Below are 25,453 nucleotides of genomic sequence, written 5' to 3'. Positions count from 1 at the left end.
TGTAATGAGGTTTCGGCATAAGGCTACGATGATTAACTGACGTAGCCGATCAGATCGTAACTTCCTGATTTAGTTCCATCGAATTACGCAACAAAGCCTCCCAATAGTGCAAGTTGTCGTAATTGGTTAATACTTTTAACCCAAATTACCTACTTTCTCCAGTATTCATGATTAGTGAATGGAAATGCACTTTCTTAATAATTGGTCGCAATAGGTGAGTGCGAATATATAATGTGAAATTAATTTTTGTCAGGTATGAATTCTGGGGGGAAATCAATGAAACTATCGCAAGCGGTGAGAGTGAATTTGGAAATGGTCGCAAAGTGGTAGTGCGATCATTCTCGATTGATACAGACCTATCTTGCGAGGTTTTAAAAATAATTTAGATGACCGTCATTGGTTTTTTGATTTTGGCACGGCTTCGCCGTAACGGAGGCGAGTTTGTCTTTTGGGGTTTGCGTTTGTTCCTTTTATGCAATTACTCACTAGAGACGCTGGGCTCTGAGGGAACCCGTCATAAATCCGCCAGTATATAGACATTTTTAAGAACTGCTATGCTAAATCCATGGTCGCTGCTAACGCAAGGTTTGGATGGTGTTGCGATCAAATCTTAATCATCGAACAGTATTGTATTTAGCATTGATGCGCAGCAATCAACGAATGACACATTGCTAGTTACTGGTTCAAAAGTATTAGAGTTACTAGAAAATTAAGATATTTACAATGTAGTCCGATCATTGAAATGGCTGGACTTTCCTTAAGCACTCGCAATCATGGGTAGGTATAACGAGAAATTTTTCGATATCACCTTTTAATTTTTATAATCTGCACCTGAATAAGCGGCCTCCTCACTGAGCGACTCTCCGAAAACTAACATGATCCATATTTTTCTAGTTTCAGTGATCACACTAGTTTCAGTGATTGTTCTAAGAAGGTTTTGCCCCAAAACGAGCTAGCTTGGGTGTCGTAATAAAGAAAACAAGTCGTATTAAACCCAAATAAACTAATGTGACGGCCACGAGCAACTAAACTACTTTCCCACTTCCGAAAAACAACGTGTTGAGATACGCTACCCATATGCATGAAGTTGATTTTGGTAGGGTAGCATAAAGTGACAACGACTAGAGACAACCACTACGTGCCACAATGGCATCAGAAAGGCTTTATGGATGAGCGAGAAAATCAGCTCTGTCATCTAACACGCCGAGAAATAGACTTAAAAAATGGTGAGTTTAAGACGGTCTACTCCAAAAAATGGCATACGTCTGCCCAACGCTTCTATGAAAGAGACCTATATTCGACATTCTTTGGTGCTGAAGTCAATGACGAGATTGAGCAAAAACTATTTGGTCCAATTGACGATAATGGCTCTAAGGCTGTTCGAGCGTTTATAACTGATGATCAATCCCAATGGCATCACAATTTTCAGGACTTATTTACCTACCTTGACGCTCAGAAGTTACGAACGCCTAAAGGCCTAGACTGGATTAAGAGTAAGTACCCTGAGCTAACTCAATTGCAGCTCATGGTTGAGATGCAGTCGTTGCGAACTATCCACTGCACACTATGGGCTGAAGGTGTCAGAGAGCTAGTGTCAGCTGAAGATTCTGACATAAAGTTTATTGTGTCAGACCATCCAGTAACTGTATACAACTATGCCTGTCCACCTGAGTCTGAACTTTGTGGTTATCCTAATGACCCTGATATCGCGTTAAAGGGATCGCAGACGATATTTCCATTGGACAAGAATCGCTGTCTGATTTTGACGAATCTCGAATATGCTCAGGACACTGATAATGTCAATCCGCTTGACCAGCGAACCAACGCAACTCGTATGCGTAGCAGTATGGTTAATACAATTGAATTTATCAACACTCGTAAGCTGAATGCGAATGAAGTCACTCAGATTAACCACATCATCAAAAGTAGAGCTAAAGCATCGGTAGCTGCTGGCAAAGAAGAGTGGCTATACCCAGAAAATGATGTGGCTTGTGATTGGGCAGACTTGCGACACGTTCTGTTACCACCATCTGGCGAACTACATAGGTATGGCGGAGAAATGTTTGCCCAATTCGAGGATGGTTCAGTTCACTATCAGGATGCGTTTGGCAGGACTACACCTCAAAACGAATATCTGAATAAGAATATCGACGAAGCTCAAATAGGCCGAAATGACCTTTGTGGTTGTGGCAGCGGTCGAAAGTACAAGAGTTGCTGCCTTAATGTTCCGGGCGATCTGCGCACAACTTGGGATGTCGCTAGTATCCGTGAGCGAAACCTAGCATTTTGCAACTGCATTCGTGATGTACTTGGTCTAAATAGCGGCAAAACGTGGCTGGATGTCAGGCGTGAGCTATCTGACGATCAAATATCAGAAATTTATGGCTTCTATTCAATACTGTGGCCTCGTGAAACTGATATTTACTCATTGCTTCCCAAGTCAGATGGGAAATTCCGTGGACTTTATACAGGCTCATTAGATGTACGAACTATTGGTGTAAATGCGTTACCGATGGCATCCGTATTTGATGAGTTTTTGATTGAGACGCCTATAACCAATCCGAACAATGTCAGGCCAGAGTTTCGTCCGACTGAATCACCAAGCAAATACAAATATCAGGCTCTAAAGGACTTTCTGTTCATGTTGCAAATAGAGCCGTTTATTGGGCTTGGCTTGGTTAACCTCGTTCCTGATCCAAGCGAATTTGATATAGAGCTAATGAGAGCCATGATGGAAATGGCGAGAGATAGAGGTCAAGCAGAAGACGTCCTTTGTGAGCAGGATCGTCGATTACATTTCCGCATGGCGACCGAGGATTTGCTGAACTCAATCGCAATGATGCCAAGAGAGGCGAAAATCCAGACTCTAATAAGCGAATTTGGGTTAGATGAGGAAACCGCAACGCAGACCATTTCAGAATTAGAACGCAAAGCTGAAGCTTCACCGCTGGTGATGTTGCAGAAAATGAATGCTGGCGAAGGTGGTCAGCTTATTCAAACCCGAATGGGACCGAACTATGAGATGGCACTTCTAATGGCTCAGGTCACTGGATCTGTATTGGTTACGGATAGTGGTTCGAGATGGCAAGAGTTGACATCAGCACAGCACCGGAATCAGGGAATAGTTACCTATCCATGGGGCGAAGCTTTCGAACAATTAGGTTCGTTACCCATTGACGAACAGTTCCTAGAAACGTTCCGGAAATCTCAAGGCCATTTCGCAACAGCCAGAAATCTTCTGAAAACGGCTGATCGTATGGTCTTGGATGATAATCGAAATGCAGCTCGATTGTCTGGTCAGGCTTTTGAATTTATGGGGCGACTTGGACAGGTTACAGAGCCGTTGAGAATCGATACCTTAAAGATACTAAGTCCGGATGGAGGTTTCTATGATACCCATGTCCAACGATTACTAGCGAGATCTAGTTGTCAGAGATATGATCACCGAGTCAGATCGATTTACGGCATAGGTCTTCCAGAACAACTAATATTGTGAGCTGGTAGTCTAACAATAAGTGAATAATTACTCTTTCTGAGGTTATTTGTATTCATAAATATGAGTATGGTTTTATGGGAATTCAATGCACGAGAAATTAAATCGTTGGCTAGATATAGCCGAGCGTATTTTAGATTTAATCAGACCCAAGGCTTACAACACTATAGCTAAAGCTGTTGTTCTTACTGGGATAGGTCTGATAATCGAATCACAGATAAACTTTCTTCATGCTGTCGTGGTGGCACTTTTTGAAGAGTACATAGGTAAGTCCGAGATTCTTCGCTCTGTACTGAATGCTTCTAGTGATACCACAGTAGGTGTTTTACTTGTCCTTGTTGGTATGATGTATCACCTAGCTGTAACTCTTGGTAAAGATTTCTTTGATAGCAAAAAAGCAGCGTTGCCGACGTATCCAGTTCTAAATTGCTTGCTACTGAACGGCGACAAGGAAGAGTTAGATTCAGAATTTACTATACGTGGTAAGTTAGTTTCTCTTCCTGATAGCGCTAGTATTCCAGATCAAGAAGAGCCCACGCTCGATGAGTCGATCTTAGGTAACACTTCTGTCTTTCGAACTATGCAACTCATACAAAGCACTCACTTTGGCAAACAACTGAATAAAGGATTATACAGAGAGCGAGCAAACGTGCTTAGAGAGTGGGCTGGTGCAGAGCTCCTGTACTTAACCTTGTGCAATGACAGCCGTAGTTTGGCAAACGGAGTCTCTATTGAGCTAACGATTCCGCGCCATAAAGGTTTATCAATCAAAGTTCCTGAAAGTAGTATTCCTAAAGATCCTAAAGCTGAAGAAGATTATAACGATAGATTTCAGATCCATAGTCTTCGTGGCTACCAAGATGTATCTATACCGGATTTGAGGGTGTCATCTGACGCTAAAAACTACTACATAAAATGGAACGTAAAACGCCTTCAAGCTCAAACGACCTTGGAAGCTGATGAGTGCGTATTGTTTAAAACTGATAAGCCTGTGAAAATTCAATGCACTATCTTTTGTGATGAATTACCAGAACCTACCAAAACTATGTTTATAGCAAACCCGCCTTCAGAAGCAGTCATTGTCTCTATAGATGAGTTATCGGAAGAGTTCTACTATGAGCCGCTACGAGATCAACTTATCATGAATGGTTATATAACAAGAGTTGTTGAAGAGATGGTTAAAGAATATGAGCTTGAGAACTAGGGGGCTTAGAAATGAGTGTTCAGTTCAGTTAATACTAAGCAATCATGTAAACGACTTTCCATACATACATCTAGTAATTCATGAGTTGCTAAATTAGCAAATTACCTGGTTCATTTCTGTCCAACTTCGAGCTAGCTGGTGGAGCCAGCTCATGTCTATTGTGGTATACAACAAGTTGACTATGAATACAAAGTACTATGTAATCTGGTCATGATTCCCTTGTGGAGGTGCAAGTGCGAGGATTAGCGAGCTTTAGATTTTTGAAGTTGGCCCGCTTCGCAGGAAGGGGCCAGCTTATTCTTCAATGTCATCAAGTGAATCAAAGAACTCGTCCCCATCCATCAGATCATCGTCGTCAATATTTTCAAAACGAGACTTAACGAGCTCAAGCTTTTCTTCTTCTGTCATATCTAATCCAAGCAGCCCAGGCGGGCTGCTGTTTGGTCACAATCATAAGTAGCGATTGCGAAGATGATCTTTAAAATGCGCGGGATTTAGAGTTTCGCCTGTCGCTTGTTTGACTAATTCATCAGTCGTCAGCAAGCTGCCTTTGCTCCAGATGTTATCTGACAACCAATTGAAGATACGGGTTAAGTCACCGCTTGCGATGGTTGAGTCACATCTATTGTTTTACGTATAGTAGCCATGAACTGAGCCGCTTAGATTGTTTACAAAAATGAATGTGCATGAGCTGTACTTATACATTGCCAACTAATGAAGAGTTTGTGATTGCACAGCAGTCGGTAGAACTGCTGTAACCAGAATAGAAAATGAATAGTTCAAAGCGAGCCTAGTGCTCGCTTTTTTAGTTCTAGCTATTCGTAAAATGGTGAGCGCAAAGACAACACACTTTATGTATCTTGCTGTACCGCTTTGTCTGCTGCTCTTAACCCCATCTGATATCCCGCTTCAAGCTTGTCTTTATTCGTTGTTAGCCGTCCCACAGAAAAACTATCTTCGGGAGTAATAACGTGAATATTGCAGTCGGGTGGAGGGTTGTTAATAAACGCCATCGTTTGGTTATATTGATCTGCGCGGTTGATCATAGCTTCTGCCAGTAGAGGAGTGTTTTTCATAAATCGACGCAGTAGCCAAGGTGCTTTAGGTGGTCGTTTGACATAGCCTTGCTTTTGCGACAGAACCACTGTGATGACCTTAGCGCCTCTTTTGTACGCCTCAATCACGGGAATTGAATCACCAACTCCTCCATCAATCATCTTTCTTCCATCGATATCTATAGGCGTTCGGTAGGCGACAGGCACTGAGCATGATGCCTTTAGAATCATTTCTAAATTACTTTGTGATCCTAATGTGTATACAGGAGCTCCTGTGTTAATGTCGGTTGTAACAATATGGAAAGGAATAGGCTGCTCGTTAAATGCTTGCATATCATAGGGATAATGTATCGCGATATGATCCCATAACCAGTCGAGATCTAGCCAGTGACCACCCTTAGCAAAGTTATGGAAGTTAATAAATTCTGGACGACACGAGTAGTCAGCAATGATGGTGTAGGTTCGTCCTCGTTGATTGGATAACCACGAGGCTATATTAGTCGCCCCTGCAGAAACTCCAATACAAAAATCAAAAGGATTATAATTATGGTCGATAAAGCCATCTAAAACCCCAGCGGCAAAGATACCTCGCATAGCGCCGCCTTCGACGACTAAGGCATGTTTCGTTTTCTGTAACATGAAAAATTGATTCCTTTAGAGTTTTACAGGCGTTTCCATTTGACCCGTTGACCTTGCTATTACGGCGTTAAACACTGAATGTACGAGTGGTCTGATGTGTAATTGGTTTAAGATAAAATACCAAACTCCGTCGAGCTTCTCTATACGAAAGCGCTTTATAAATACCATCTTCCTTTGCACTTATCTTGACTAAGCAATCCACCTAACTACGCTTATGATAATTAACAATGAAGATACACGCTAAATAAATCAGATAGATAAGTGGAGCCATTATGTCAATTGCCTCTATTGCAAACAATGTCAGTGAACTCATCGGTGACACCGATCTGGTCAGAATTAATAGCCTTTCAGAGATATCAGGTTGTAACATCCTTCTCAAGTGCGAACAACAGAACCCTGGTGGTTCAATAAAAGATAGAGCCGCGCTTCAGTTGGTGACCGATGCCATTGACGCGGGAAAACTAAAACCCGGTATGACTATAGTAGAAGGGACCGCAGGAAATACCGGCATCGGGCTCGCACTAGTAGCTAAGGCACTTGGTTACAAGATGTTGGTCGTGATGCCAAAAGGGCAGGCGAAAGAAAAAGAACGAATGATTTCCCTCTATGGCGCAGAACTGTTGCTAGTCGACCCTTGCCCATTTGCAAACCCTGAACACTTTTACCACACTGCCAAGAGGATAGGTGAGGAGCATGAAGATTACTGGTGGGCTGATCAGTTTGAGAACCTAAGCAATTACCGAGCGCACTATTTAAACACGGGCCCCGAAATCTGGCGACAAACCGAAGGCAATATAGACGCACTAGTGTCTGTAGTAGGGACAGGTGGTACAATTGCCGGAAACTCTCACTACCTCTCGCAGCAACAGGCAAATCTGAAAACGTGGCTGGTCGACCCTGATGGCTCAGGTATTCATTCTTTTCTGCAAAACGGAGAATACCAATCTACAGGGAGTTCGTTTACCGAAGGGATAGGCATTATGAGAACGGTAGATAACTTCAGGCAGGCGAAAATCAACCACGCAATCACTTTGCCTGATCAGGATTTAGTAGCTATCTCTCGTTTGGTAGCGGAACATGACGGTATTGTTCTTGGCAGCAGTTCTTCACTGAACGTTGCGGGAGCGCTGTACACTGCTGCGAGAATGGGCAAAGGAAAAACAATTGTTACTTTTAGCTGTGACCTGGCGGATCGTTCCTACTCAAAGTTGTACAACGAGGATTTTCTAAAAGAGAGAGGGATAAGTCTCAATACTGAAACTCTTGAGGAGATATGGGCACGTTACCAAGCTGATGATGATAGCAGAGTTGTTGATGTCTCTTGATGTATTAAAATGAAAAAAGCGAGTCTACGACTCGCTTTATATCTCTTAATTAACTTCTATTCTAACACTGAATTAGCGTCAGAAATTGCACTACTTCCGGTGGCTAAAAAGCTAACAACTTCCGATTGCATCTCTGCGTGATACGCTAAATCACTCAGGTTATCGGTGTCTTGGACCGAAATGAAGGTAGAGTGTTTACCAATATCACGAAAACGTACAAATGGAGAAGTACTACTACCACTCCCAAAGCAACGATTAAGAGCATGTTGCGTGTCTCCCTGCGCTTTGATGTACCTAGTAATTAACTTGTGTAAAAGGTTGGATCGTCTTAGTGAGATGAGAATCTTAGAAAGACGAAAGAGAGTTGCGATGGAGTCGTATCAACTCATTTGTGAACTGAAACCACGATGATTCAGATTGTTCCTTAGGCTTTCGTTTATTGTAGATTTAAAGATGTAGACAATTAACATTCATGATTCTTATTTATCACCTGAATAAAATATGCCCATGATCTCACCTTTGAAATAAATGTCAGAACAATGTTAGCGTTTGCTTGTTTCTATCTATCGCCAAAGATATGATTGAAACTAAGTAAACTAACAATTAACGTCAAATATTATGAAGAACATAACAAAGCCAGTATTGCTTCTCTCTGTTTTGCTCCCTTCTGTTTCATTTGCTCAACTGCAACTGTCGCCAGAGGAGTTGGCTAAGAAGAAAGAGATCTATACAAAATTCGATACCCAAAGTGTCAATATAAAACTCAAACAGTTTTACGATGAAGTTGATATACTGCGATATAATAATGATGCAGTGATTAATGAAATTGGTAACAAGCAAGAAGATATAGAGTCCACATATAATTCGTTAGTGAATCTTACGAGTGAAAAAAAAGAAATTAACGAGTATCTTATTAATCGACTGCAAAATAATATTGCTATTTATAATGAAAGTGTTGCTAAGTTAAATAGTGATACTAATAAGGAAGCTCAGCTTGTTAAGAAGATAAAAAATAATGAAGACGAAAAGCAAGCCATAGAAAAGAGCAAAGAGCTAGAACTTGCCAAACTAAAAAAAGACATTGAGACGAGGCTCAAGCACGATGCTGATAAGGAGAAAAAAGTCTTCTTTGATGGAAAGGTTATTTGCTCAAGTTCAATGACCTTAAGTGATTGTTTTAATAAAAATAAAGCAAACATTGTTAGCCAGGCCATGAAGTCAACGGTTGGTGAGTACAGGGTTCATGCAACAAAAGTTGAAGATGCTAACCTAAACATTAATGGTACATTGTCTTATAGCGTTGCAATCACGTATACACAACCTTTTTCTTTACTTACTATAAAAGAGATAAATAAAGAACTTGGAATAAGTACCAAAGACATTAAACTGTCCTCAAATAAAGAAGCTACATACTACATTAATGGTAAAAAAGTGGGTGAAGGCAAAGAGGTCTTGTTTAGAAATTCATATAACTCAAAAGTGATTGTAAAGGCTGTCTACGATAAAAAGTCACAGTCTTCAATTGAAGAGTTAGGTCCAGAAAATGACTTATATTATCCATTTTAATATTGGATAATACTATTTTATGGTTTTGGTTAGTTATACTAAATAACTTTTATAGATCTATTGATTATAACCCAATGTGTTGAGCACGTTTGTGCTCAACTACTGCATTTTATAAACTAAAATCATAAATATGGCACTTGATTCATAACTGTCAAAAAAATGTCAGTGACAAAAAAATAACGCTTTGTGCTTATTTTATATCCTATGTTAAAGGCTCAAGATGAAACATTTTACCGACTCAGTGAGGAAATCACTAAAAAGAGAAGATTGGTATGCTGCCTTATTAACTGCACTCACGTTGCCCGATATATGTGGCAGGCTAGAAAACCCTCAGAAGCAACCTAGGGCGAGGTATCAAAAGTGGTATCAAATATGGGTTTCTTCGCAGTTAGCGGAAAAAACTAATAAACAAACTCGTACCATCTTGCAGCTCCGTGGAGAGGAGTTATATGCGCTCAGATGTGCTTTCTTTCATGAGACAGGTAGTAGCCTAGAGATGAGTAAGTCTCTAAAGATGGTCAAGAAATATAGATTCGTCACTCCTGAAGCATATCGCACGCTGGATGAGAGCAGCATTAAGGAACAAATGGCAATCCCTATCGACACCATTTGTCTTGCTTTAGCGACAGCGACTGATGCTTGGTTTGATAACGTAAGGGATGACCCGGTCGTCATAGAGAGATTAGGCGGCATTCTAAAGGTGCATGGTTAATCAAGCCACCTCCGAAGTATCTTTTACTTAGAAGTGGCGTAACTGAACTATTTACAGCTAGGTTTAATCGTATCGTAATTCGGTAACGTCGCCGCTTTTGCTCTTAAGTCTGAAATACGAGTATCGTGAGATGGGTGAGTGGACAGAAGTTCTGGTGGTTGACTCCCTCCAGATGCTTTTGCCATGTTCTTCCATAACTCGACACTCTGATTGGGATCAAATCCGCTTTTCGCCATTAATTCTAACCCAACAATATCCGCTTCTGACTCTTGAGTTCGACCGTAAGGTAATATCACTCCATATTGAACCCCAACACCTAAAGCGGCCATTGTGACATCGCGATACTGAGAGCCGCCAAGTGCGGTATTTGTAATTTGAAGTCCCGTATTGGCTAGTTGTGATTGTGATAAGCGTTCGTTACTGTGGTCAGCCAAAACGTGAGCCACTTCGTGGCCTATAACTGTAGCGAGTTGGTCTGGAGTCACTGCTACATTCAATAGCCCTGTATAGACCCCGATTTTACCACCTGGTAGTGCGAAGGCATTAACTTGATCGGAATCGAATACGACCACTTCCCATTCGCTGAATTCAGGCTGGGGTGGTACGTGGTCTGTGATGGTTTTTGCCACACATTGAACATAAGCATTCACTTCCTTATCAGTGCTTACTTTTTGTTCGTTCTTCATTTGCTCAAAAGATTGAGCACCTAATTGACTCATTTGCGCGTCTGAGAACAGAATCAGTTGATTCCGTCCGGTTGGAGACGATGAACATGCTGCAATTGCAGTAGTGATCGCTGCTAAGCAGCAAACCTTTGTCCAAGTCTTCATATGTGAGGCTCCCTTAAATGTTATCCGCCCCCTAAGTTGGAATAAGGGGAAACGCGTTACCTACATTTTGATATTTGCCATTCGTGTTAACGACAGGCATCATTCTTATAATTAGTTCACCTAAGTATAGGATTTATCGATGAGTATTTGGAAGAAGAATATCTCATTAGAGGCGTTAAATCGCACTTCTAAGAACACGCTAATTGAGCACCTACAAATTGAGTATACTGCGTTCACCGATAACACGTTAAGTGCGACGATGCCTGTAAGTAGCATCACGCATCAGCCGTTGGGGATGCTTCATGGCGGTGCATCTGTCGTGTTAGCAGAGACTTTAGGATCGCTTGCTGCGAACTATTGTGTTGATAATGACCATTACTGTGTCGGATTAGACATCAACGCTAACCATGTGCGAGCGATGCGTTCTGGCTTCGTAATAGGCACAGCACGGCCTATACACCTTGGTGTTTCAACTCAAGTTTGGCAAATCGATATTACCGATGAGAAGCAGAGGTTAGTGTGTACAAGCCGCTTAACGATTGCGGTGAAAAAGAATAAAAAGGCTAGCCGATGATCGTCGATTTTTCTCAAGGTAAGGTGATTGTTACGCCACATGAAATGGTAGTGCGGCTAGCGGTGAGCAATGTAACTTTGCAAGCCCAAGTAGATGCGTTACAACTTATCATTCCAGCATGCGTTATTTCCGCTAATGGTGCGGAGTGTAAATGGTCCGTCAAATTAGACAGTGAGGAACAACTTCGTGCTATTTCCGATGAGACTGGCATAGCGATTTTGACACTGTAACTTGCCAAATAAGCTAATAAAGAGGAAACTTATTTCCAAGTCAACGAATGGTATTTCCTCTTTATGAGCAGTCCCCGCCTAAGAAAGCAATTTGAGATTTTATTTGAGCACTTTTCAGGTCAAGATGCTGAAACACAACTAGAAGATGTGACTGGTATTTTGTTCTGTACTAGGCGAAATGCCCGTATCGTGCTTAACAAACTTGAAGAAGAAGGGTGGATTGAATGGCACCCAGCAGCAGGTCGAGGAAAGCTCTCTCAACTTATCTTCAAACAGAATCGAAATGATGTGAGCGAAACGCTGGCAAGGCGTTACTTGGAAGAGGGGCGTATTGGTCATGCATTAAATGTGCTCGACAAAGACGCAAGTCGATTATCTAATGTTATTCAAAGCTACTTAGGGGTAACTCAATCAGACGGTAAACAAGTCATCCGACTTCCATACTACCGCGCGTTGTCGATGCTTAATCCAACTAAGCCAATGCGCCGTTCTGAAATTCATATAGCACGCCAAGTATTCAGTGGGTTAACTAAATTTGACGAGAATGATGTCCTACAACCGGATATTGCTCACCATTGGCAACAGATCTCTGAAACGCAATGGCGTTTCTACATACGACCTGGTATTCGCTTCCATAACGGTGAACTGCTCAAAATTGACCACATAATTCAAAGTATTGAAACGTTAAAAGGCGCTAACCTTTATAAGCATTTGGACAAAGTGATCTCGCCATCAGCATGGGTCATTGATGTCTACTTTACACAACCCGATTTTCAAGCTCCGATGCTTTTTGCCGAGAATATGGCCAAGGTATTGCCGCCTGAAAATATGCGAGGTGATGACTTCGATCGATATCCTATTGGTACTGGCCCTTATTGTGTGACGACCAATAATGATAAGAGACTAATTTTATCCGCGTTCGATGGCTACTTTGGTTATCGTCCCTTGTTGGATACGGTGGAAGTATGGGTTATAGACGAAACGCATTCTACATTGGTTTTCCCTACATTGGCGGATCCGATTGCCGGAGCCCGCTCTGAAGTTCAAGACGACATCGAACTCGACCCTGGCTGCACCTATTTGTTGTTAAATCGCGTCTCTGGCATTGCTAAGGACGATCAGTGGGCTCGTTATCTGAGCAAAAAAATTAATTCGTTAGCGATTTTCCGTAAGCTACCGGAAAAGACCATTGAAGAACTTGGAATGATTCCCGCGCATGGGCTTAAGCCAGGCTGGTATCATCATCCGACTTCTGAGATACAAGAGCTGCAGAAGGCCGAGTATGAACATATCGCAGATAAAGAAATTAGAATTGCCTATTACGCAGAGCATCCAACGTTCCCAGAGATTGCAAAGGGCATTGAAGAATTACTAAAACAAGATGGAATTCGAACTAAGCTGGTGCGCTATGGTTTAGATTCTCCGGAATTCGATGATATCGACATATGGATTCGCCCTATGGGTATTGCTAGCAAACGCGAGGAAGCATTAGCAGGCTGGTTACTCGGCCACAGTGATATCGAACATATGTCTAAGCCTGAAGACTTTTACCAATGGTCTAAGATCGTCGAAGATTGGCGTGGAAAAGCGAATGAAAAGTTCCCAGCTCAAGAATTGGGTAAAAAGCTGATTCAAAGTTATCAAATCATTCCTATGTTTCATTGTTGGCTGGGTATCAGCAAAGACCATTGTGGTAGTTTGCAAAATGCCAAATGCAATGCGCTAGGTTGGTTTGACTTCAGTAAAGTGTGGGTCAAACCAGACGACCTTGAGATAAACAGTTAGTACAATGGCAAAACCTAATAAAAAAGGTCCAGTGAAGACCGTCGACATTTTCTGTTCCAAATGCGGCGCTAAGCTATTTCGATATCGTAAAGGTGGAAAGGGCGCGCTGGTCAAGTGTTTTAAGGAACGGATTGCCGAAGATTTCACGGAGGAGCTCGGTGTTTGTCCTCAGTGCGCGAGTGTTTTCGGTAGAGATACATTAATTCGTGGTACGCCAGCAATCAAAATGGTTGGTGGAAAAGTTCGTATGAAATAGGGAAATAGTTGATGAAATCCAATGCCATAACGGTACTTACTACCGTATCAAATGAAAGACAAGCTGATGACTTAATTAAGGTATTATTGGAGAGTCGTCTCGCAGCATGCATTCAGACGCAAAACATCGGTAGCCACTATGTATGGGAAGGGAAAGTCTGTCATGATAAAGAAGTGTTGTTGATCATCAAATCGACTAATGAGGCCTACTCACGTCTAGAACGAACTATTATTGCCAACCACGAGTATGAAGTCCCACAGATTGTTGCCTTACCCATTGAGGCAGGATTTAGACCTTACCTCAATTGGTTAAAACAAAATGTTAAGCCTTAGCTGGCGTCTTTAGAGCAAAAAGTGTCAATGCCGTGATAGCACCTAGCGTGTCACATAGCATGTCCTTTTGCGCATCCCAAATGTCGCCTTGTGAGCCCAAAAAGGCGATCCCCTCATCTCCGCCAGCAATGGCAGCGTACCACCATTCTATGATTTCATAAGCTGCCGCTAGACTCATTATGGCGAATAACGCAAACATGATCGCTGGAATTTTGCTCATTACTTTATTGCGATAGACATATTCCGCAATAGGAAAGGCGTAAAGGCCAATGGAAAAGTGGGCAACTCTATCAAAGTTGTTCCGCTCAGAGCCAATTAACTGATTGAACCAATCAAAAGGGACTTCGGCGAACGTGTACTTCGCCCCTATAGTGTGAAGGGCAAGCCAGATGAACATCAAAACGTAAGCGGGTTTGGAAAACTGGAATTTAGCAGATACTAGCCAAATGAGTAATAAGATGGCCACTGCGGGAACAATCTCTGCCACCCATACTGCTCGCGAGCTTGGCGCAATCGCTGAAAAGACAAAAACGAGACAATATAAACCGGTAAGAAAGGTGAGAATAGGGCAGTAACGCCTCGAGGTTCTGTAATTCATAATATTCGCTATCTAATATCTTTTTTTGTAAGCGTAGTATAACTTTAATAAAACACCGTTCAATTAAGTTGTAACCGTTTTTGGTGACGAATAGCACAAAACACGCAAGCGTTTACACAGCTATACAATAGATTCTTTGAAAAAACGCCAACTTTTTTCTAACATCTGCGTCAAATCATAACGACAAGAAAGCAAAGTCATGAAATTAGAAACGGTTGATTATTTAGCACCAGATGCAGCGGAGCAGTTTGTACGTTCATTAAGAGAAACGGGATTTGGGGTTCTTAAAAACCATCCAATTCCTCAAGAACTTGTAGAATCGATTTATCTGAACTGGCACGCGTTCTTTAGCACAGAAAGGAAGAATGAGTTTCACTTTAATGTAGAGACCCAAGACGGTTATTTCCCACCTAGTGTGTCTGAAGTTGCTAAAGGGCACTCAGTTAAGGACATTAAAGAGTACTTTCATGTCTATCCTTGGGGACAGATCCCAGAAGAGCTCAAAGAGCAAATTTTGGATTACTATCGAAGAGCGAATGAATTCGCTGCTGAGCTTCTTGGCTGGGTAGAAGAGTATGCTCCGAAAGAAGTAAGTGACAAGTTTTCGATTGAACTGTCTGAGATGATCAAGAACAGCGAAAAGACATTACTACGTGTACTGCATTATCCACCAATGACCGGTAACGAAGAGCCGGGCGCGATTCGTGCTGCTGCCCATGAAGATATTAACCTACTGACGGTTTTGCCTGCGGCGAATGAACCGGGCCTTCAAGTCATGACAAAGGATGATGAGTGGCTGGATGTTCCATGTGACTTTGGAAACTTAATCATCAACATCGGTGATATGCTGCAAGAAGCAAGTGGTGGATACTTCCCTTCGACAACTCACCGTGTTATCAATCCAACTGGTGAGAAGCAAGAGAAGTCTCGTATTTCATTACCACTATTCTTGCACCCAAATCCCGAGGTTGTACTGTCAGATAAATACACAGCTGATAGCTATCTAATGGAACGATTGAGAGAGTTAGGTGTTATCTAACGAATAGAATCAAGGTCAGCTTTATGCTGGCCTTTTTTGTGTACTCAAGGGATGGAAGTGCTAATCTCTAAATGAAAGCACAGTGTAATAGGAGAGGATGATTGACAGGATCTACAGAATGCGAAGTCAAATCTCATCGACAAGCAGATAACCCTTTGCTTTGGTCGGTATTACATTTAATTAAGAACAATGTGGATGGTTTGAAAATTCACACCTTAGCTTCTCAACTCGCCGACGCAGGCTTGATACCTTCATTGGATGAATCTCCAGAAAAAGATCTTTTTAAACGGAACTTCTTACTAATGAATGCTCTGTATCAGCTACAAGAGTTACTGATACCCGAGAAGTGGTTGCAAGTCGAAGCTATGAACATTCAACTTTTCTCTTACCGTTCTGGGGAGCACGCCATAGATAAAAATAACCCATTGAGAGAATATTATCTTGATTGGTCACACTATGAGGCTGATACAGGAGAGGTCAAACGTTTGTTAGAGGACTTTTGGCAACGGTATAAACATTTTGTTGGTGTTTCATCTGTGACAATGTCACGAAGTGTTGCGCTTAAGTGTTTCGAATTAAATGAGTGGGCAACACAAAGAGAGATAAGACAAGCGTGGCGTAAACTCGCCCTTAAGTGGCATCCGGATCGTGAAGGTGGGGATGCGGAGAAGTTTAGACGTTACTGCGAAGCGTGGTCACTATTGAAGGAGTAGTGAGTCTGATGACTCACTACATTTGGCATAACCCAATTAACGCGGCTGACGCATTTTCGCGCCTCTGAGGCGGTTTAAGGTCGCTAGCGTATCAACCAATCTTGGCTTTGCAAGATCACCTGAATTTGGCATAGTCGCACTCCAATCACCTTGAAGCAGTTCGGATAGCGCTTTTGGTGGATGTGTTGACCAACCAGGCTGTTGTGCTAGTTGGAACAATAGCCAACCAATAGCATTGAGCTCAGAATTTGATTCAAGCTGCTCCAGTGCTTGGACATCAATAAACTCTTTTCCAAATCGTAAACTGTTTGCGCCTTTGCCAGATACTCGGAATTTTCCATCGATCAATAGCTGCTGTAGGTGTGCGCAATCAACATGACGAGGTGGAATCAGTTCCAGAGGTTTCTCACATTCATTCTGCCTCTCAGTTGGATGAAGCGCGATGACTTGTTGTGCTTTCTCTGTGACATCAATTGCCTGATAGTCATGCATTTGAATCACAGTATCCGCAACATCTAGGTAGTCGCCAGAACCACCCATAACAATGATAGTTGAAATGTCTAGCTCATCTCTTAACTGCCCAACACGGTCAACAAATGGTGTAATAGGCTCATCACCTTTAGATACTAGTGCTTGCATACGCTCATCACGAATCATGAAGTTCGTCGCTGAGGTATCTTCATCAATCATGATAGCGCTGGCACCTGCTTCAATGGATTCTTGTAGCCATGCTGCTTGAGACGTAGAACCAGAAGCATCTTGGGTACTGAAATCAGAGGTTTGTTTACCAAACGGCAGATGATTAATGTAATTACTCAAGTTTAAATTGTGAATTGAGCGTCCGTCTTCCGCTTTAATTTTGCATGAATCTGCATCGGTGACGATCCCTTCGCGACCATCACCAGGGATATGATCGTAAATGGAGCGTTCAAGTGCGTTAAGCAAAGTCGATTTACCATGGAAGCCGCCACCAACAATTAATGTGACACCTTTGGTGATACCCATGCCTTTGATATAACCTTGATTGGGACGATGTAACGTTACTTCGAGTGATTCTGGTGACGTGAATGGAATGGCGTCTTTCATTGGTAAATCACAGTTACCTGCGATTCGAGGTAATACACTTCCATTGGCAACGAAGGCAATTAAGTTATTCGCAGCAAGCTGCTCTCGTAGTGCTACCTGATCTTCTACTGCTTCGCAGTGCTTCTTAAGTTCTTGAATGTTTAATTCGCGCTCTAATGTCGCTTTACGAATATATTTTGGTAGATGGAACGTCAGCATATTAATGGCTTTCTTCGCTAAGATGCTGCGACCTTCCGCAGGCAAGTTAACGCGAAAACGAAGCTCAATCCCTTCGTCGGTAAAAATAACGGCTGTTGAGTCCATCACCGTTTGACCAGTTAATGAAATGGAGACATTGTTCTCTTGCTTTGCAAAAGCAGCAAATTGGCGAGCAATATAGTCTCGCGCGGCAATTTGATAAGCTGGTGACTGATCTTTTAACCATTCAAGACCGCTTGGTGCCCATTGTCTGAATGCTCGTACGCGAGATGCCGCTGCGTAAGGGTCAGATTGAACATGATCTATATGAAAATCAAAGTCAGAGAAATCGTAACTACCTTTGATTTGCTGGTAAGCACGATAATTTTGCTTCTCGATTTTTTTTAGTTTGGCGATTAATAGATCCATGTCGAATGTCTCGAATTTCTTAAGGTTGGTGCGGGATTATAGGAGCCTCACAGCTGCGGGTAAAGCACTATGCTGTAAAATAAAAGCTTATCGGATTATGAATTGCTTGGGCGGCGGGTACTGTTTTTCGAGATGGGCCTCAAATATATCTCTAGGCATTGGTTTAGCGTAGTAATATCCTTGTGCGACGTCGCAACTCTCGGTTGCTACGAATCGGTGTTGCTCTGATGTTTCTACACCTTCGACGACGACTTGCTTGTTTAGCTTTTTAGCTATATTGATTATTGAACGAAGTATCGCTTTATCCTGAGCATTGTGAAGTATGTTAGAGAGGAATTCTTTGTCTATTTTTATGCAATCGAATGGAAGTTTTCGAAGATAGCTAAACGAAGCATACCCAGTACCAAAATCATCAAGAGCAAATCGAACGCCATGTCCCTTAAGGCGAACTATATTTTGATAAGCCACTTCGAAGTTAGAAACAAGACAACTTTCAGTGAGTTCTAGTTCTAAATTGGTTGATGGTAACTCATTGTTTTCTAAAATCTCGAGAACTCTGTCAGCAAAACGGGCTGAACAGATCTGTTTTGCAGATACGTTCACAGACAGAGTGAAATCAGGTGCGATTTCAATCCATTCAGAGGCTTTATCAATCGCGCTCCTTAGCACGAAATAACCTACTTCAACAATAAGCCCATTTTGTTCGGCCATATGAATTAGAGCTTCATTGGAGATGTCACCCAAAACAGGATGCTTCCAACGCAGCAGTACCTCCGCACCTATCCATTTATCATTCTTTAAGTCGATCTTTGGTTGAAAATAAAGAATAAGATCGTCATTTCTCACGGCCTGAAGTAAATAGTGTTCAAGCTGGTTAAACTCTTTCTGCTCATCTTGGTCTGCTTGGGTGAATGTACTTACAGTTGCCCCTGATTCTTTACATGATACTGCAGCGTGAAATGCGTTATTGATCAGGTCTGTAGAGTTATCGGTATGGTACGAGTTTGCTACACCCATAAAGACATGTAGATGCACTTCTTGATCGCGATAAAACATGCCTTGCCGTGCTACTTCGGACAGTTGTCGGCAAAGGTTGGGTAAAAAGTGCTCGTCGAAAGAGGGAACAATGGTTGTTAATGCAAGTTCAGTCGTTGAAATACGAGCGTAGTAATGGATGTGTGGCGTGTTTTTGCTAATCTTCTGTTCCAATAACGATAGCAACGTATCAAAGCCATCGCAGCCAATCCTGGCTTGAATTCGTTCTCCGTTAGTGATTTGGATAAAAATGACAGAAAGATACGCATTACCGTCAATGATAGCCCGACTGTTGAATGAGGCTTCTAGAGCATTTTCCAACCCCTGTCTGTTTAACATGTTAGTGGCCGAATCATGATTTTTCTGATACTGCATCTGCCTTTCTAGAAGGGAATTTTTCGATTTTAGGTTTTGAAGATTTTGTTCAAGCAAAGCAATCTGGTGGTCACGTTCTTTAAGTGACGTTTTAAAGCTTAATTCCATGTCCAAAATCGTTTGTGAGAGTTTTTTTTGTGCAGCAATGGATTGAATCTGATCGACCAGTAGGCGTAGCGTGTTTTTTGCATCCTTATCAAATTGATGAATGATAAACGCCAAACCTAACGGCTTGTCGCTGGCGTTGAAGATTTCGAGATAATCGACAGTATATTGAGACAGATCCATGTTTAGTTTGTCTAAAAGCTTTTGAAAATACTTGGCGATTGATTCATGGTTACAAGGGAATCGAAAGGGGGCAGAGGATTCATCTCCCTTTTGAAATAGTGACGTTGCGCTCTTATGGTCAATGTATTGTAAAGCTATCGATTGGTTTTGCAGTGTACAATATCCCCATACAGGTTCATTCATACGGTCACTTTCGTGTAATGTAAGTACGCCTCTTATCTTTCGAATATCCGAATCAGAAAGAAAGCCTAAAGGTTCTAACGCTTGATAATTACGCATAGATAGTTCCACATCCTGTGGTTTGTAATGATCACTGATTATTGATTCAACCGAACTTTACTATTCTTTAAGTATAAGTAGTCTATTAGCGGCGAGCGATGCACGGAGGCTTTACAGGTAGGTAGAGAGGGATAAGAATAACCACAGTCTCAAAAGTGAGACTGTGGTTAAAAGATGCAATAAACTATGGTTTTAATCGATAAAGACTGTCTACATCAACTTCTTTAGAATAGTCGACCCCATCTAGGGCAAATCCATTCAGATTCAAGAATGTTCGCTGGAAACCTTCAAAATCACCAACGGCTTTGAAATTGTCTGCGTCCATTTGGTCGAGTAGCTTACCTACTTGATTTTGAATATCTGGATCCAGTTCCCAATCGTCCATTCGAATCAAACGCTCACCGTCCACTGGAATTTTGCTTTGGCCGTAGAGTTTGGTTGAAAACAAACGTTGCATCTGCTCAATACACTCTTCGTGCTTACCTTGTGCTTTCATGGTCTTGTACAAAGCAAGTAGGTAAGGGCTCAAACCCGGGATAAACACACTCGCTTTTGTGACCAGTGCTTTGCAAACTGCAGCGTAAGCGTTGCCATTGAAATTAGACAATTCCAAGTTTAAGGCATGGCTAGTTTGGTGTAAGTCTACTTTCGCTCGGCCAAGAGTTCCGTCTAAATAAATAGGGTGTGTTACTGCTGGGCCGATATACGAGAATGCAATAGTTTTGAATCCATCTGCTACAGAGTCAGAATTAACCAGAGTATCAATCCAGCTTTCCCAATCTTCGCCGCCCATGACTTTGAGAGTGCCTTCAATTTCTTCATCGTTGGCCGGCTCTAAAGTGGTGTCTTCCCATTGTTCAGTTTCTAGGTTGATAGTTGCACCGGAAACAGACTCTCCAATAGGTTTAATTGCAGAACGCCAGAAGCCACCTTCGCTATTCGGTCTTACTCCAGTAGCAAGGCTATAGATAACCAGATCCACTTCTCCTTCAAAGTAAGTCTCAATAGCCTCTATAACTTGTTCTCTTACGTCCGTTGAAAATGCGTCTCCAACGATGTTAATAGCGCGTCTACCGGCTTGCTCTGCACGTTTCTTGAAGTAAATGTTGTTGTACCATCCGGCAGACCCGACGCCTTTCTCAGAAGGCCCTCGCTCGAAGGAAACACCAATGGTATCTGCCTCAGCTCCACCAAATGTAAGAGCAATTCTCGCTGCTAATCCAAAACCAGAAGATGCACCAATAATGAGTACTCGTTTAGGTCCGTTCTTGATCGGATCGGCAGACTTTACGTAATCAATTTGGTTATCGACCGCCTTTTTACAGCCCTCTGGGTGGGCTGACCGTGCGACGACACCGCTGATAATCGGTTCAATTATCATTTATACAACCTATCTAAGACGATGATAAAGGAACAGAATAACGTAAAGTGTTGTAAATTATATTGAGCTAGGGCATCAAAAAGGTGAATCTGATGCCCTCAAATTGAGGAAACTTTAAAAAAGTTTCAATGGGAGAGTCAAAGGTGGGGTTGCATACTTTCTGCTACGAACTGGGCGATGAAAGGTTGTGCTTCTGGTTTTGGGTGTAATCCGTCTTCCATCATCCATTCTGGTTTGATAATGACTTGCTCCAAGAAGAAGGGTAACAAAGGTACTCCAGACTCTTGGGCAAGGGCAGGATAGATACCCTCAAACATCGACGCATAACGTTTTCCATAGTTTGGTGGAATACGAATTTGCATTAGCAGAACTTTTGAACCAGCCTGTTGACTCATCTCAATCAACGACGCCAAGTTGTTCTTGATTATGCTAGGCTGGAATCCTCTTAAGCCGTCGTTAGCACCTAATTCTATTAGGACGTAATCTGGCGAGTGTTGTTTAAGAAGACCAGGGAGCTTGGCGAGGCCATTGCTCGTAGTATCGCCAGAAACACTGCCGTTGATGACCTTCATCGGTTCATCACCTGATGATAACTCGTCAGATAACATCGTTGGCCAGCTCTGTTCTGCGCGCATGTTGTAACCTGCGCTTAAGCTGTCCCCGAGAATGAGTAACGTTGCCGCTTTTGCATGAAAAGAGGCCAAGGAAATAACAATTAAAACGAAATAGGAAAGTTGCCGAATCATGAGTTCTTCCATAATCAAAGCTGAATCAGTGACCAAAGTAGTGTCTACGAAAACGGAGCATTTAACAATCCTAGAGAATGTAAATCTGTCTATTCAAGAGGGTGAAAGCATCGCAATCGTGGGAACATCGGGTGCAGGTAAGTCAACCCTGATGACTTTGTTGGCTGGACTAGATGTACCTTCAAATGGGACGATTCAGCTGCTCGAACAAAACATATCCAGTCTTGATGATGAGGCTCGAGCCAAGATACGCAGTGACCATTTGGGTTTCGTTTTCCAAAGCTTTTTGTTGATTCCGAGTCTATCTGCTTTGGGTAATGTGACATTACCTTGCCTGTTGAAGGGAGAAGATGAGGATACTGAGAAAGCTAAAGCACTTTTAGAGTCGGTTGGTCTTGGTCATCGTATCGATCACTTGCCATCGCAATTGTCAGGGGGAGAACAACAACGTGTTGCTATTGCTAGAGCATTCATGACCAGTCCCAAAATCCTTTTCGCCGATGAGCCGACTGGAAACTTAGACCAAAATACAGCGCATAAGATCGTTGAGTTACTTTTTAATCTTAACAAAGAACATGGCACGACATTAGTGTTAGTTACCCATGATTTAACGTTAGCAAAACGTTGTGATCGCGTGTTCCACATGAATGCTGGAAAGTTGGAAGAGGAATAAGCGATGGCACAAGGAGGACTTAACAAAAGGCTAGTTAGTTGGAGCATTGATGAAATTAAGCAAGGGCAACTTTGGCCGATTGCTATCTCACTCACTCTAATCATTGCCTGTATCTTTGGCTTAGCAGCACTTGCAGAGCGGATGGAGCAAGTCATTGTCAAGCAGGGCAAAGATGCACTTACCGCTGATACGGTGTACATCACTGCGAACCCAATAACGCCAACCAATCAACAATATATTGAGTCCTCTGGACTCAACGTTTCTTTTTATACTCGCTTTGCCACGATGTCTTTTAGTGATAATGGCATGCAGCTTATTACCGTTAAGGCAGTTGACGATAGATTTCCTTTGAGAGGAACATTAACCCTTGCAACCGATACGGGTACTCAGCATCGCGTGAAACCTGGAGAATTATGGCTGGACAGTCGGATCGCTGAGCAGCTTGGTGTTAGTCAGGGTGACGTTGTCACTGTTGGTGACGCAGATTTAACCGTGAGTGGCGTCATCTTGGAGGAGCCCGGTATTAGCTTTAATCCGTTCCAGCAGATGCCTACTGCATATATTCACCAAGATTCGGTAGATGCCACGGGGGCGGTACAATTGGGCAGTCGTGTTCAATTCAGGGCTTATTTAACGGGTGACGATACCGCGATTGCAACATTAAAAGACCAAATAGAGCTAACACCAAGTGACCGATGGCGAGATCAAAGCTCGGGTAGTCGTACTAATGAAATATTCGATCGAACCACTCAGTACTTGTCTCTTACGGTCGCTATCATCATTATTATGGCGGCAACAACGTTAGTTCTGACTTGTCAAAATTACGTCCAGAGCAGAAGACAAACTGTCGCGATGTTAAAAAGCTTGGGAGCAAGCAAAGCATGGTTGGTTCGCTGGCTTAGTATTCAAACTTTGTTGCTGGTGGTGTTAGCGATCTTTGCAGGTCTGGTATTGGGTACGCTTCTCGAAACATTACTGCGATTGCCACTTACTGACTTGCTACCCGATCCACTTCCGAGTTATGGCATGACGCCAGCATTCATCGCTGTCGTTTCTAGCTTGTGTATCGGTGTACCAGCTCTGGGTATACCACTGTATAAACTTATCTCAGTCTCTTCTGTAGAGGTGTTACAAAGTGCAGATGAGAAGCGTGGCGGATTCATCTACCTATTGATTCTAGTTCCCCTTATTCCTTTGCTTATTGCGTATCGTGACAACAACTTAGTGTGGATAGTTCTCGCGGGCATCGTTGGGCTGTTTCTAGTTTTAGGGGCGATTAGCGTTGTTTTCACCTTACTTCTTTCAAAAGTGTCGCTGCCTGTCTCTATGAAACTGGCGGTCAGCCGCATCAACCGTAGCAAACGGCATACTGGACTTCAATATGGTGCGCTAGGACTGTCATTAATGTTGTTGACGACAATCTGGTTAGTCCGAAGTGACTTATTAAGTGATTGGCAGCGAACACTGCCAGCAGACGCTCCTAATGCGTTTGCGCTTAATATAGGCGAACATGAGAAGCAAACATACCTAGATGCACTCGACGGCAACAATATCCAGCGTTCAGAGGCGTTTCCTATATCTAGAGGCAGATTAACTGAGATTAATGGGGAAGACGCTCAATCTCGACAAAAGCAAGGGCTAGAACAAGAAGATGCCCTAAGTAGGGAGCTTAACTTTACTTATGCTGCAACTCTTCCGACTTATAATGAGGTACTTGAGGGAGAATGGACTGAAACTAACGGTGTTTCAGTAGAGAAAGAGGTCGCTGAAAACCTGAATCTCAAACTTGGGGATGAACTTGGATTCACGATCAATGGGCAAAAGGTAACGGCAAAAATCAACTCCATTCGCTTTGTTGAGTGGCGCGATATGAAACCAAACTTCTACTTTATATTTACCCCTGATGTGCTGGCTGATATCCCAAGCGCGTGGTTAGTGAGCTTTCGACTCGAAGACAAAGATAATGCTTTAATTGGAGAATTATCACGAAATCACCCAACGGTGAGTTTAATGGATATTCGTTTGATGGGAGAGAAGATTCAAGGGTTACTTAGCCAAATAGTCTGGTCAATTACCGTATTAGCTGCATTGGGTGTTTTATCTGGCGTGTTACTCATCTTTACTTTACTCCGTTTGAGCTTATCTCAAAGACAGGCAGAGATTCGTCTGTACCGTACTCTTGGCGCCAGTCGAAAACGAATTGTTCGGACGATATGGGCCGAGTACGGGATTATGGCGATAACAGCTGGCCTTGTCGCTACACTTGGCGCAGAAATCGTAGTTGGTTCGATCATGAAATTCGGTTTTGAATTGCCGTGGAGTTGGCATTTATCCACGTGGGTAATGGTACCAGTAATCGCATTCGTTACATTAGCACTGGTGTTATTTTCATTGATACGACAAATGCTTACTACAAGTCAGAAGCAGTTTGCTTAATACTTAGCCACCGATTTTGATGAGTTATCCACAAAATCGGTGGATAAAGTCTTGGATAACTCGATAGTAAAATTACTGGCATAAAACTGTAACCATTGATTTATCGGTAATGGAAAGGAATTTCAATCAAAATCTACATTGGTTTGAGTTATGCACTGAATTACTGTCAAGAAAAACATCACAAAAATAGTGATTTT

21 protein-coding genes and 1 pseudogene are annotated in these 25,453 nt (G+C 42.3%); 14 read left to right on the top strand and 8 right to left on the bottom strand.

The genetic code is table 11. The features are described from left to right. The first annotated feature begins 1,111 nt into the window (after positions 1 to 1,111). Complete coding sequence (locus L2W36_RS27460) at positions 1,112 to 3,496, top strand: DUF4238 domain-containing protein (RefSeq protein WP_236111640.1); 2,385 nt, start codon at positions 1,112 to 1,114, stop codon at positions 3,494 to 3,496. 85 nt (positions 3,497 to 3,581) lie between these two features. Continuing rightward, entirely contained in the window at positions 3,582 to 4,697 is a 1,116-nt protein-coding gene (locus L2W36_RS22025; protein ID WP_236111639.1) for a hypothetical protein, read from the top strand. 450 nt (positions 4,698 to 5,147) lie between these two features. Here L2W36_RS22025 and L2W36_RS22020 read toward each other — a convergent pair. Then, positions 5,148 to 5,356, bottom strand: a pseudogene (locus L2W36_RS22020) (carboxypeptidase M32); the annotation flags it as partial. Between the two features lie 192 nt (positions 5,357 to 5,548). Then, a complete protein-coding gene (locus L2W36_RS22015) occupies positions 5,549 to 6,391 on the bottom strand; it encodes a patatin-like phospholipase family protein (protein ID WP_236111638.1) in 843 nt (280 codons plus the stop codon). 272 nt (positions 6,392 to 6,663) lie between these two features. On the opposite strand from L2W36_RS22015, the gene L2W36_RS22010 reads away from it, so the two are divergent. The 3 genes from L2W36_RS22010 (at position 6,664) to L2W36_RS22000 (ending at position 9,994) form a co-directional block, all read left to right on the top strand. After that, positions 6,664 to 7,716 (top strand): cysteine synthase A, encoded by a 1,053-nt coding sequence (locus tag L2W36_RS22010; protein ID WP_236111637.1) that lies wholly within the window; start codon positions 6,664 to 6,666, stop codon positions 7,714 to 7,716. A gap of 618 nt (positions 7,717 to 8,334) precedes the next feature. Then, on the top strand, positions 8,335 to 9,282 hold the full coding sequence (locus L2W36_RS22005; protein ID WP_236111636.1) for a hypothetical protein: 948 nt from the start codon (positions 8,335 to 8,337) through the stop codon (positions 9,280 to 9,282). A gap of 496 nt (positions 9,283 to 9,778) precedes the next feature. After that, positions 9,779 to 9,994, top strand: a complete 216-nt coding sequence (locus L2W36_RS22000; RefSeq protein ID WP_124942147.1) for a hypothetical protein — start codon at positions 9,779 to 9,781, stop codon at positions 9,992 to 9,994. A 47-nt stretch (positions 9,995 to 10,041) separates the two neighbouring features. Here the strand turns inward: L2W36_RS22000 and L2W36_RS21995 are convergent, their stop codons facing one another. Beyond that, positions 10,042 to 10,824 (bottom strand): M48 family metallopeptidase, encoded by a 783-nt coding sequence (locus tag L2W36_RS21995; protein WP_236111635.1) that lies wholly within the window; start codon positions 10,822 to 10,824, stop codon positions 10,042 to 10,044. 139 nt (positions 10,825 to 10,963) lie between these two features. Here L2W36_RS21995 and L2W36_RS21990 point away from each other — a divergent pair, with 139 nt between their 5' ends. The 5 genes from L2W36_RS21990 to cutA all read left to right on the top strand — a co-directional run bounded on the left by L2W36_RS21990 (position 10,964) and on the right by cutA (position 14,001). After that, positions 10,964 to 11,398 (top strand): hotdog fold thioesterase, encoded by a 435-nt coding sequence (locus L2W36_RS21990; RefSeq protein WP_236111634.1) that lies wholly within the window; start codon positions 10,964 to 10,966, stop codon positions 11,396 to 11,398. Continuing rightward, a complete protein-coding gene (locus L2W36_RS21985) occupies positions 11,395 to 11,628 on the top strand; it encodes a DUF3389 domain-containing protein (protein WP_236111633.1) in 234 nt (77 codons plus the stop codon). The genes L2W36_RS21990 and L2W36_RS21985 overlap by 4 nt, the downstream gene beginning before the upstream one ends. A 63-nt stretch (positions 11,629 to 11,691) precedes the next feature. Then, entirely contained in the window at positions 11,692 to 13,413 is a 1,722-nt protein-coding gene (locus L2W36_RS21980) for an SgrR family transcriptional regulator (RefSeq protein ID WP_236111632.1), read from the top strand. A gap of 4 nt (positions 13,414 to 13,417) precedes the next feature. Then, entirely contained in the window at positions 13,418 to 13,669 is a 252-nt protein-coding gene (locus L2W36_RS21975; protein WP_006071709.1) for a hypothetical protein, read from the top strand. Positions 13,670 to 13,680: 11 nt separating this feature from the next. Beyond that, positions 13,681 to 14,001: a divalent-cation tolerance protein CutA gene (gene cutA, locus L2W36_RS21970; RefSeq protein WP_006071711.1), complete on the top strand. Its 321-nt coding sequence runs from the start codon at positions 13,681 to 13,683 to the stop codon at positions 13,999 to 14,001. Here the strand turns inward: cutA and L2W36_RS21965 are convergent. Beyond that, the gene (locus L2W36_RS21965) at positions 13,991 to 14,599 is read right to left on the bottom strand and encodes a DUF2238 domain-containing protein (protein WP_038222427.1); all 609 of its coding nucleotides are present in this window, start codon (positions 14,597 to 14,599) and stop codon (positions 13,991 to 13,993) included. The genes cutA and L2W36_RS21965 overlap by 11 nt on opposite strands. A 199-nt stretch (positions 14,600 to 14,798) precedes the next feature. Here L2W36_RS21965 and L2W36_RS21960 point away from each other — a divergent pair, with 199 nt between their 5' ends. Both L2W36_RS21960 and L2W36_RS21955 read left to right on the top strand, forming a co-directional pair. Beyond that, the gene (locus tag L2W36_RS21960; RefSeq protein WP_006071715.1) at positions 14,799 to 15,638 is read left to right on the top strand and encodes an isopenicillin N synthase family dioxygenase; all 840 of its coding nucleotides are present in this window, start codon (positions 14,799 to 14,801) and stop codon (positions 15,636 to 15,638) included. Positions 15,639 to 15,739: 101 nt separating this feature from the next. Further along, entirely contained in the window at positions 15,740 to 16,351 is a 612-nt protein-coding gene (locus L2W36_RS21955) for a DNA-J related domain-containing protein (RefSeq protein WP_107306398.1), read from the top strand. A 36-nt stretch (positions 16,352 to 16,387) separates the two neighbouring features. On the opposite strand, the gene L2W36_RS21950 is transcribed toward L2W36_RS21955, so the two are convergent. From L2W36_RS21950 to tesA, 4 genes are all read right to left on the bottom strand, one after another. After that, on the bottom strand, positions 16,388 to 18,043 hold the full coding sequence (locus tag L2W36_RS21950) for an ABC-ATPase domain-containing protein (RefSeq protein WP_006071719.1): 1,656 nt from the start codon (positions 18,041 to 18,043) through the stop codon (positions 16,388 to 16,390). Between the two features lie 87 nt (positions 18,044 to 18,130). After that, positions 18,131 to 20,020, bottom strand: coding sequence for a putative bifunctional diguanylate cyclase/phosphodiesterase (locus L2W36_RS21945; protein ID WP_236111631.1), 1,890 nt, complete (start codon positions 20,018 to 20,020; stop codon positions 18,131 to 18,133). A gap of 184 nt (positions 20,021 to 20,204) precedes the next feature. Then, on the bottom strand, positions 20,205 to 21,401 hold the full coding sequence (gene fabV, locus L2W36_RS21940; protein WP_006071722.1) for an enoyl-ACP reductase FabV: 1,197 nt from the start codon (positions 21,399 to 21,401) through the stop codon (positions 20,205 to 20,207). 137 nt (positions 21,402 to 21,538) lie between these two features. Then, entirely contained in the window at positions 21,539 to 22,147 is a 609-nt protein-coding gene (gene tesA / locus L2W36_RS21935) for a multifunctional acyl-CoA thioesterase I/protease I/lysophospholipase L1 (RefSeq protein WP_006071723.1), read from the bottom strand. Here tesA and L2W36_RS21930 point away from each other — a divergent pair. Both L2W36_RS21930 and L2W36_RS21925 read left to right on the top strand, forming a co-directional pair. After that, a complete protein-coding gene (locus L2W36_RS21930; protein ID WP_006071725.1) occupies positions 22,146 to 22,820 on the top strand; it encodes an ABC transporter ATP-binding protein in 675 nt (224 codons plus the stop codon). The two genes, tesA and L2W36_RS21930, sit on opposite strands and share 2 nt — an antisense overlap. Before the next feature lie 3 nt (positions 22,821 to 22,823). Beyond that, positions 22,824 to 25,256 (top strand): ABC transporter permease, encoded by a 2,433-nt coding sequence (locus tag L2W36_RS21925; protein ID WP_236111630.1) that lies wholly within the window; start codon positions 22,824 to 22,826, stop codon positions 25,254 to 25,256. Positions 25,257 to 25,453: the final 197 nt, after the last annotated feature.

Source organism: Vibrio sp. McD22-P3 (assembly GCF_021568915.1).
Taxonomy (GTDB): Bacteria; Pseudomonadota; Gammaproteobacteria; order Enterobacterales; family Vibrionaceae; genus Vibrio; species Vibrio mediterranei.
This window is presented reverse-complemented; position numbering and strand designations above follow the sequence as displayed.

What these genes read in the sequence shown, in the direction of transcription:
- L2W36_RS22025 (WP_236111639.1), top strand. Translation starts at nt 3,582, where the DNA reads ATGCACGAGAAATTAAATCGTTGGCTAGATATAGCCGAGCGTATTTTA.
- L2W36_RS22015 (WP_236111638.1), bottom strand. Translation starts at nt 6,391, where the DNA reads ATGTTACAGAAAACGAAACATGCCTTAGTCGTCGAAGGCGGCGCTATG.
- L2W36_RS22010 (WP_236111637.1), top strand. Translation starts at nt 6,664, where the DNA reads ATGTCAATTGCCTCTATTGCAAACAATGTCAGTGAACTCATCGGTGAC.
- L2W36_RS22005 (WP_236111636.1), top strand. Translation starts at nt 8,335, where the DNA reads ATGAAGAACATAACAAAGCCAGTATTGCTTCTCTCTGTTTTGCTCCCT.
- L2W36_RS22000 (WP_124942147.1), top strand. Translation starts at nt 9,779, where the DNA reads ATGAGTAAGTCTCTAAAGATGGTCAAGAAATATAGATTCGTCACTCCT.
- L2W36_RS21995 (WP_236111635.1), bottom strand. Translation starts at nt 10,824, where the DNA reads ATGAAGACTTGGACAAAGGTTTGCTGCTTAGCAGCGATCACTACTGCA.
- L2W36_RS21990 (WP_236111634.1), top strand. Translation starts at nt 10,964, where the DNA reads ATGAGTATTTGGAAGAAGAATATCTCATTAGAGGCGTTAAATCGCACT.
- L2W36_RS21985 (WP_236111633.1), top strand. Translation starts at nt 11,395, where the DNA reads ATGATCGTCGATTTTTCTCAAGGTAAGGTGATTGTTACGCCACATGAA.
- L2W36_RS21980 (WP_236111632.1), top strand. Translation starts at nt 11,692, where the DNA reads ATGAGCAGTCCCCGCCTAAGAAAGCAATTTGAGATTTTATTTGAGCAC.
- L2W36_RS21975 (WP_006071709.1), top strand. Translation starts at nt 13,418, where the DNA reads ATGGCAAAACCTAATAAAAAAGGTCCAGTGAAGACCGTCGACATTTTC.
- cutA (WP_006071711.1), top strand. Translation starts at nt 13,681, where the DNA reads ATGAAATCCAATGCCATAACGGTACTTACTACCGTATCAAATGAAAGA.
- L2W36_RS21965 (WP_038222427.1), bottom strand. Translation starts at nt 14,599, where the DNA reads ATGAATTACAGAACCTCGAGGCGTTACTGCCCTATTCTCACCTTTCTT.
- L2W36_RS21960 (WP_006071715.1), top strand. Translation starts at nt 14,799, where the DNA reads ATGAAATTAGAAACGGTTGATTATTTAGCACCAGATGCAGCGGAGCAG.
- L2W36_RS21950 (WP_006071719.1), bottom strand. Translation starts at nt 18,043, where the DNA reads ATGGATCTATTAATCGCCAAACTAAAAAAAATCGAGAAGCAAAATTAT.
- L2W36_RS21945 (WP_236111631.1), bottom strand. Translation starts at nt 20,020, where the DNA reads ATGCGTAATTATCAAGCGTTAGAACCTTTAGGCTTTCTTTCTGATTCG.
- fabV (WP_006071722.1), bottom strand. Translation starts at nt 21,401, where the DNA reads ATGATAATTGAACCGATTATCAGCGGTGTCGTCGCACGGTCAGCCCAC.
- L2W36_RS21930 (WP_006071725.1), top strand. Translation starts at nt 22,146, where the DNA reads ATGAGTTCTTCCATAATCAAAGCTGAATCAGTGACCAAAGTAGTGTCT.
- tesA (WP_006071723.1), bottom strand. Translation starts at nt 22,147, where the DNA reads ATGATTCGGCAACTTTCCTATTTCGTTTTAATTGTTATTTCCTTGGCC.
- L2W36_RS21925 (WP_236111630.1), top strand. Translation starts at nt 22,824, where the DNA reads ATGGCACAAGGAGGACTTAACAAAAGGCTAGTTAGTTGGAGCATTGAT.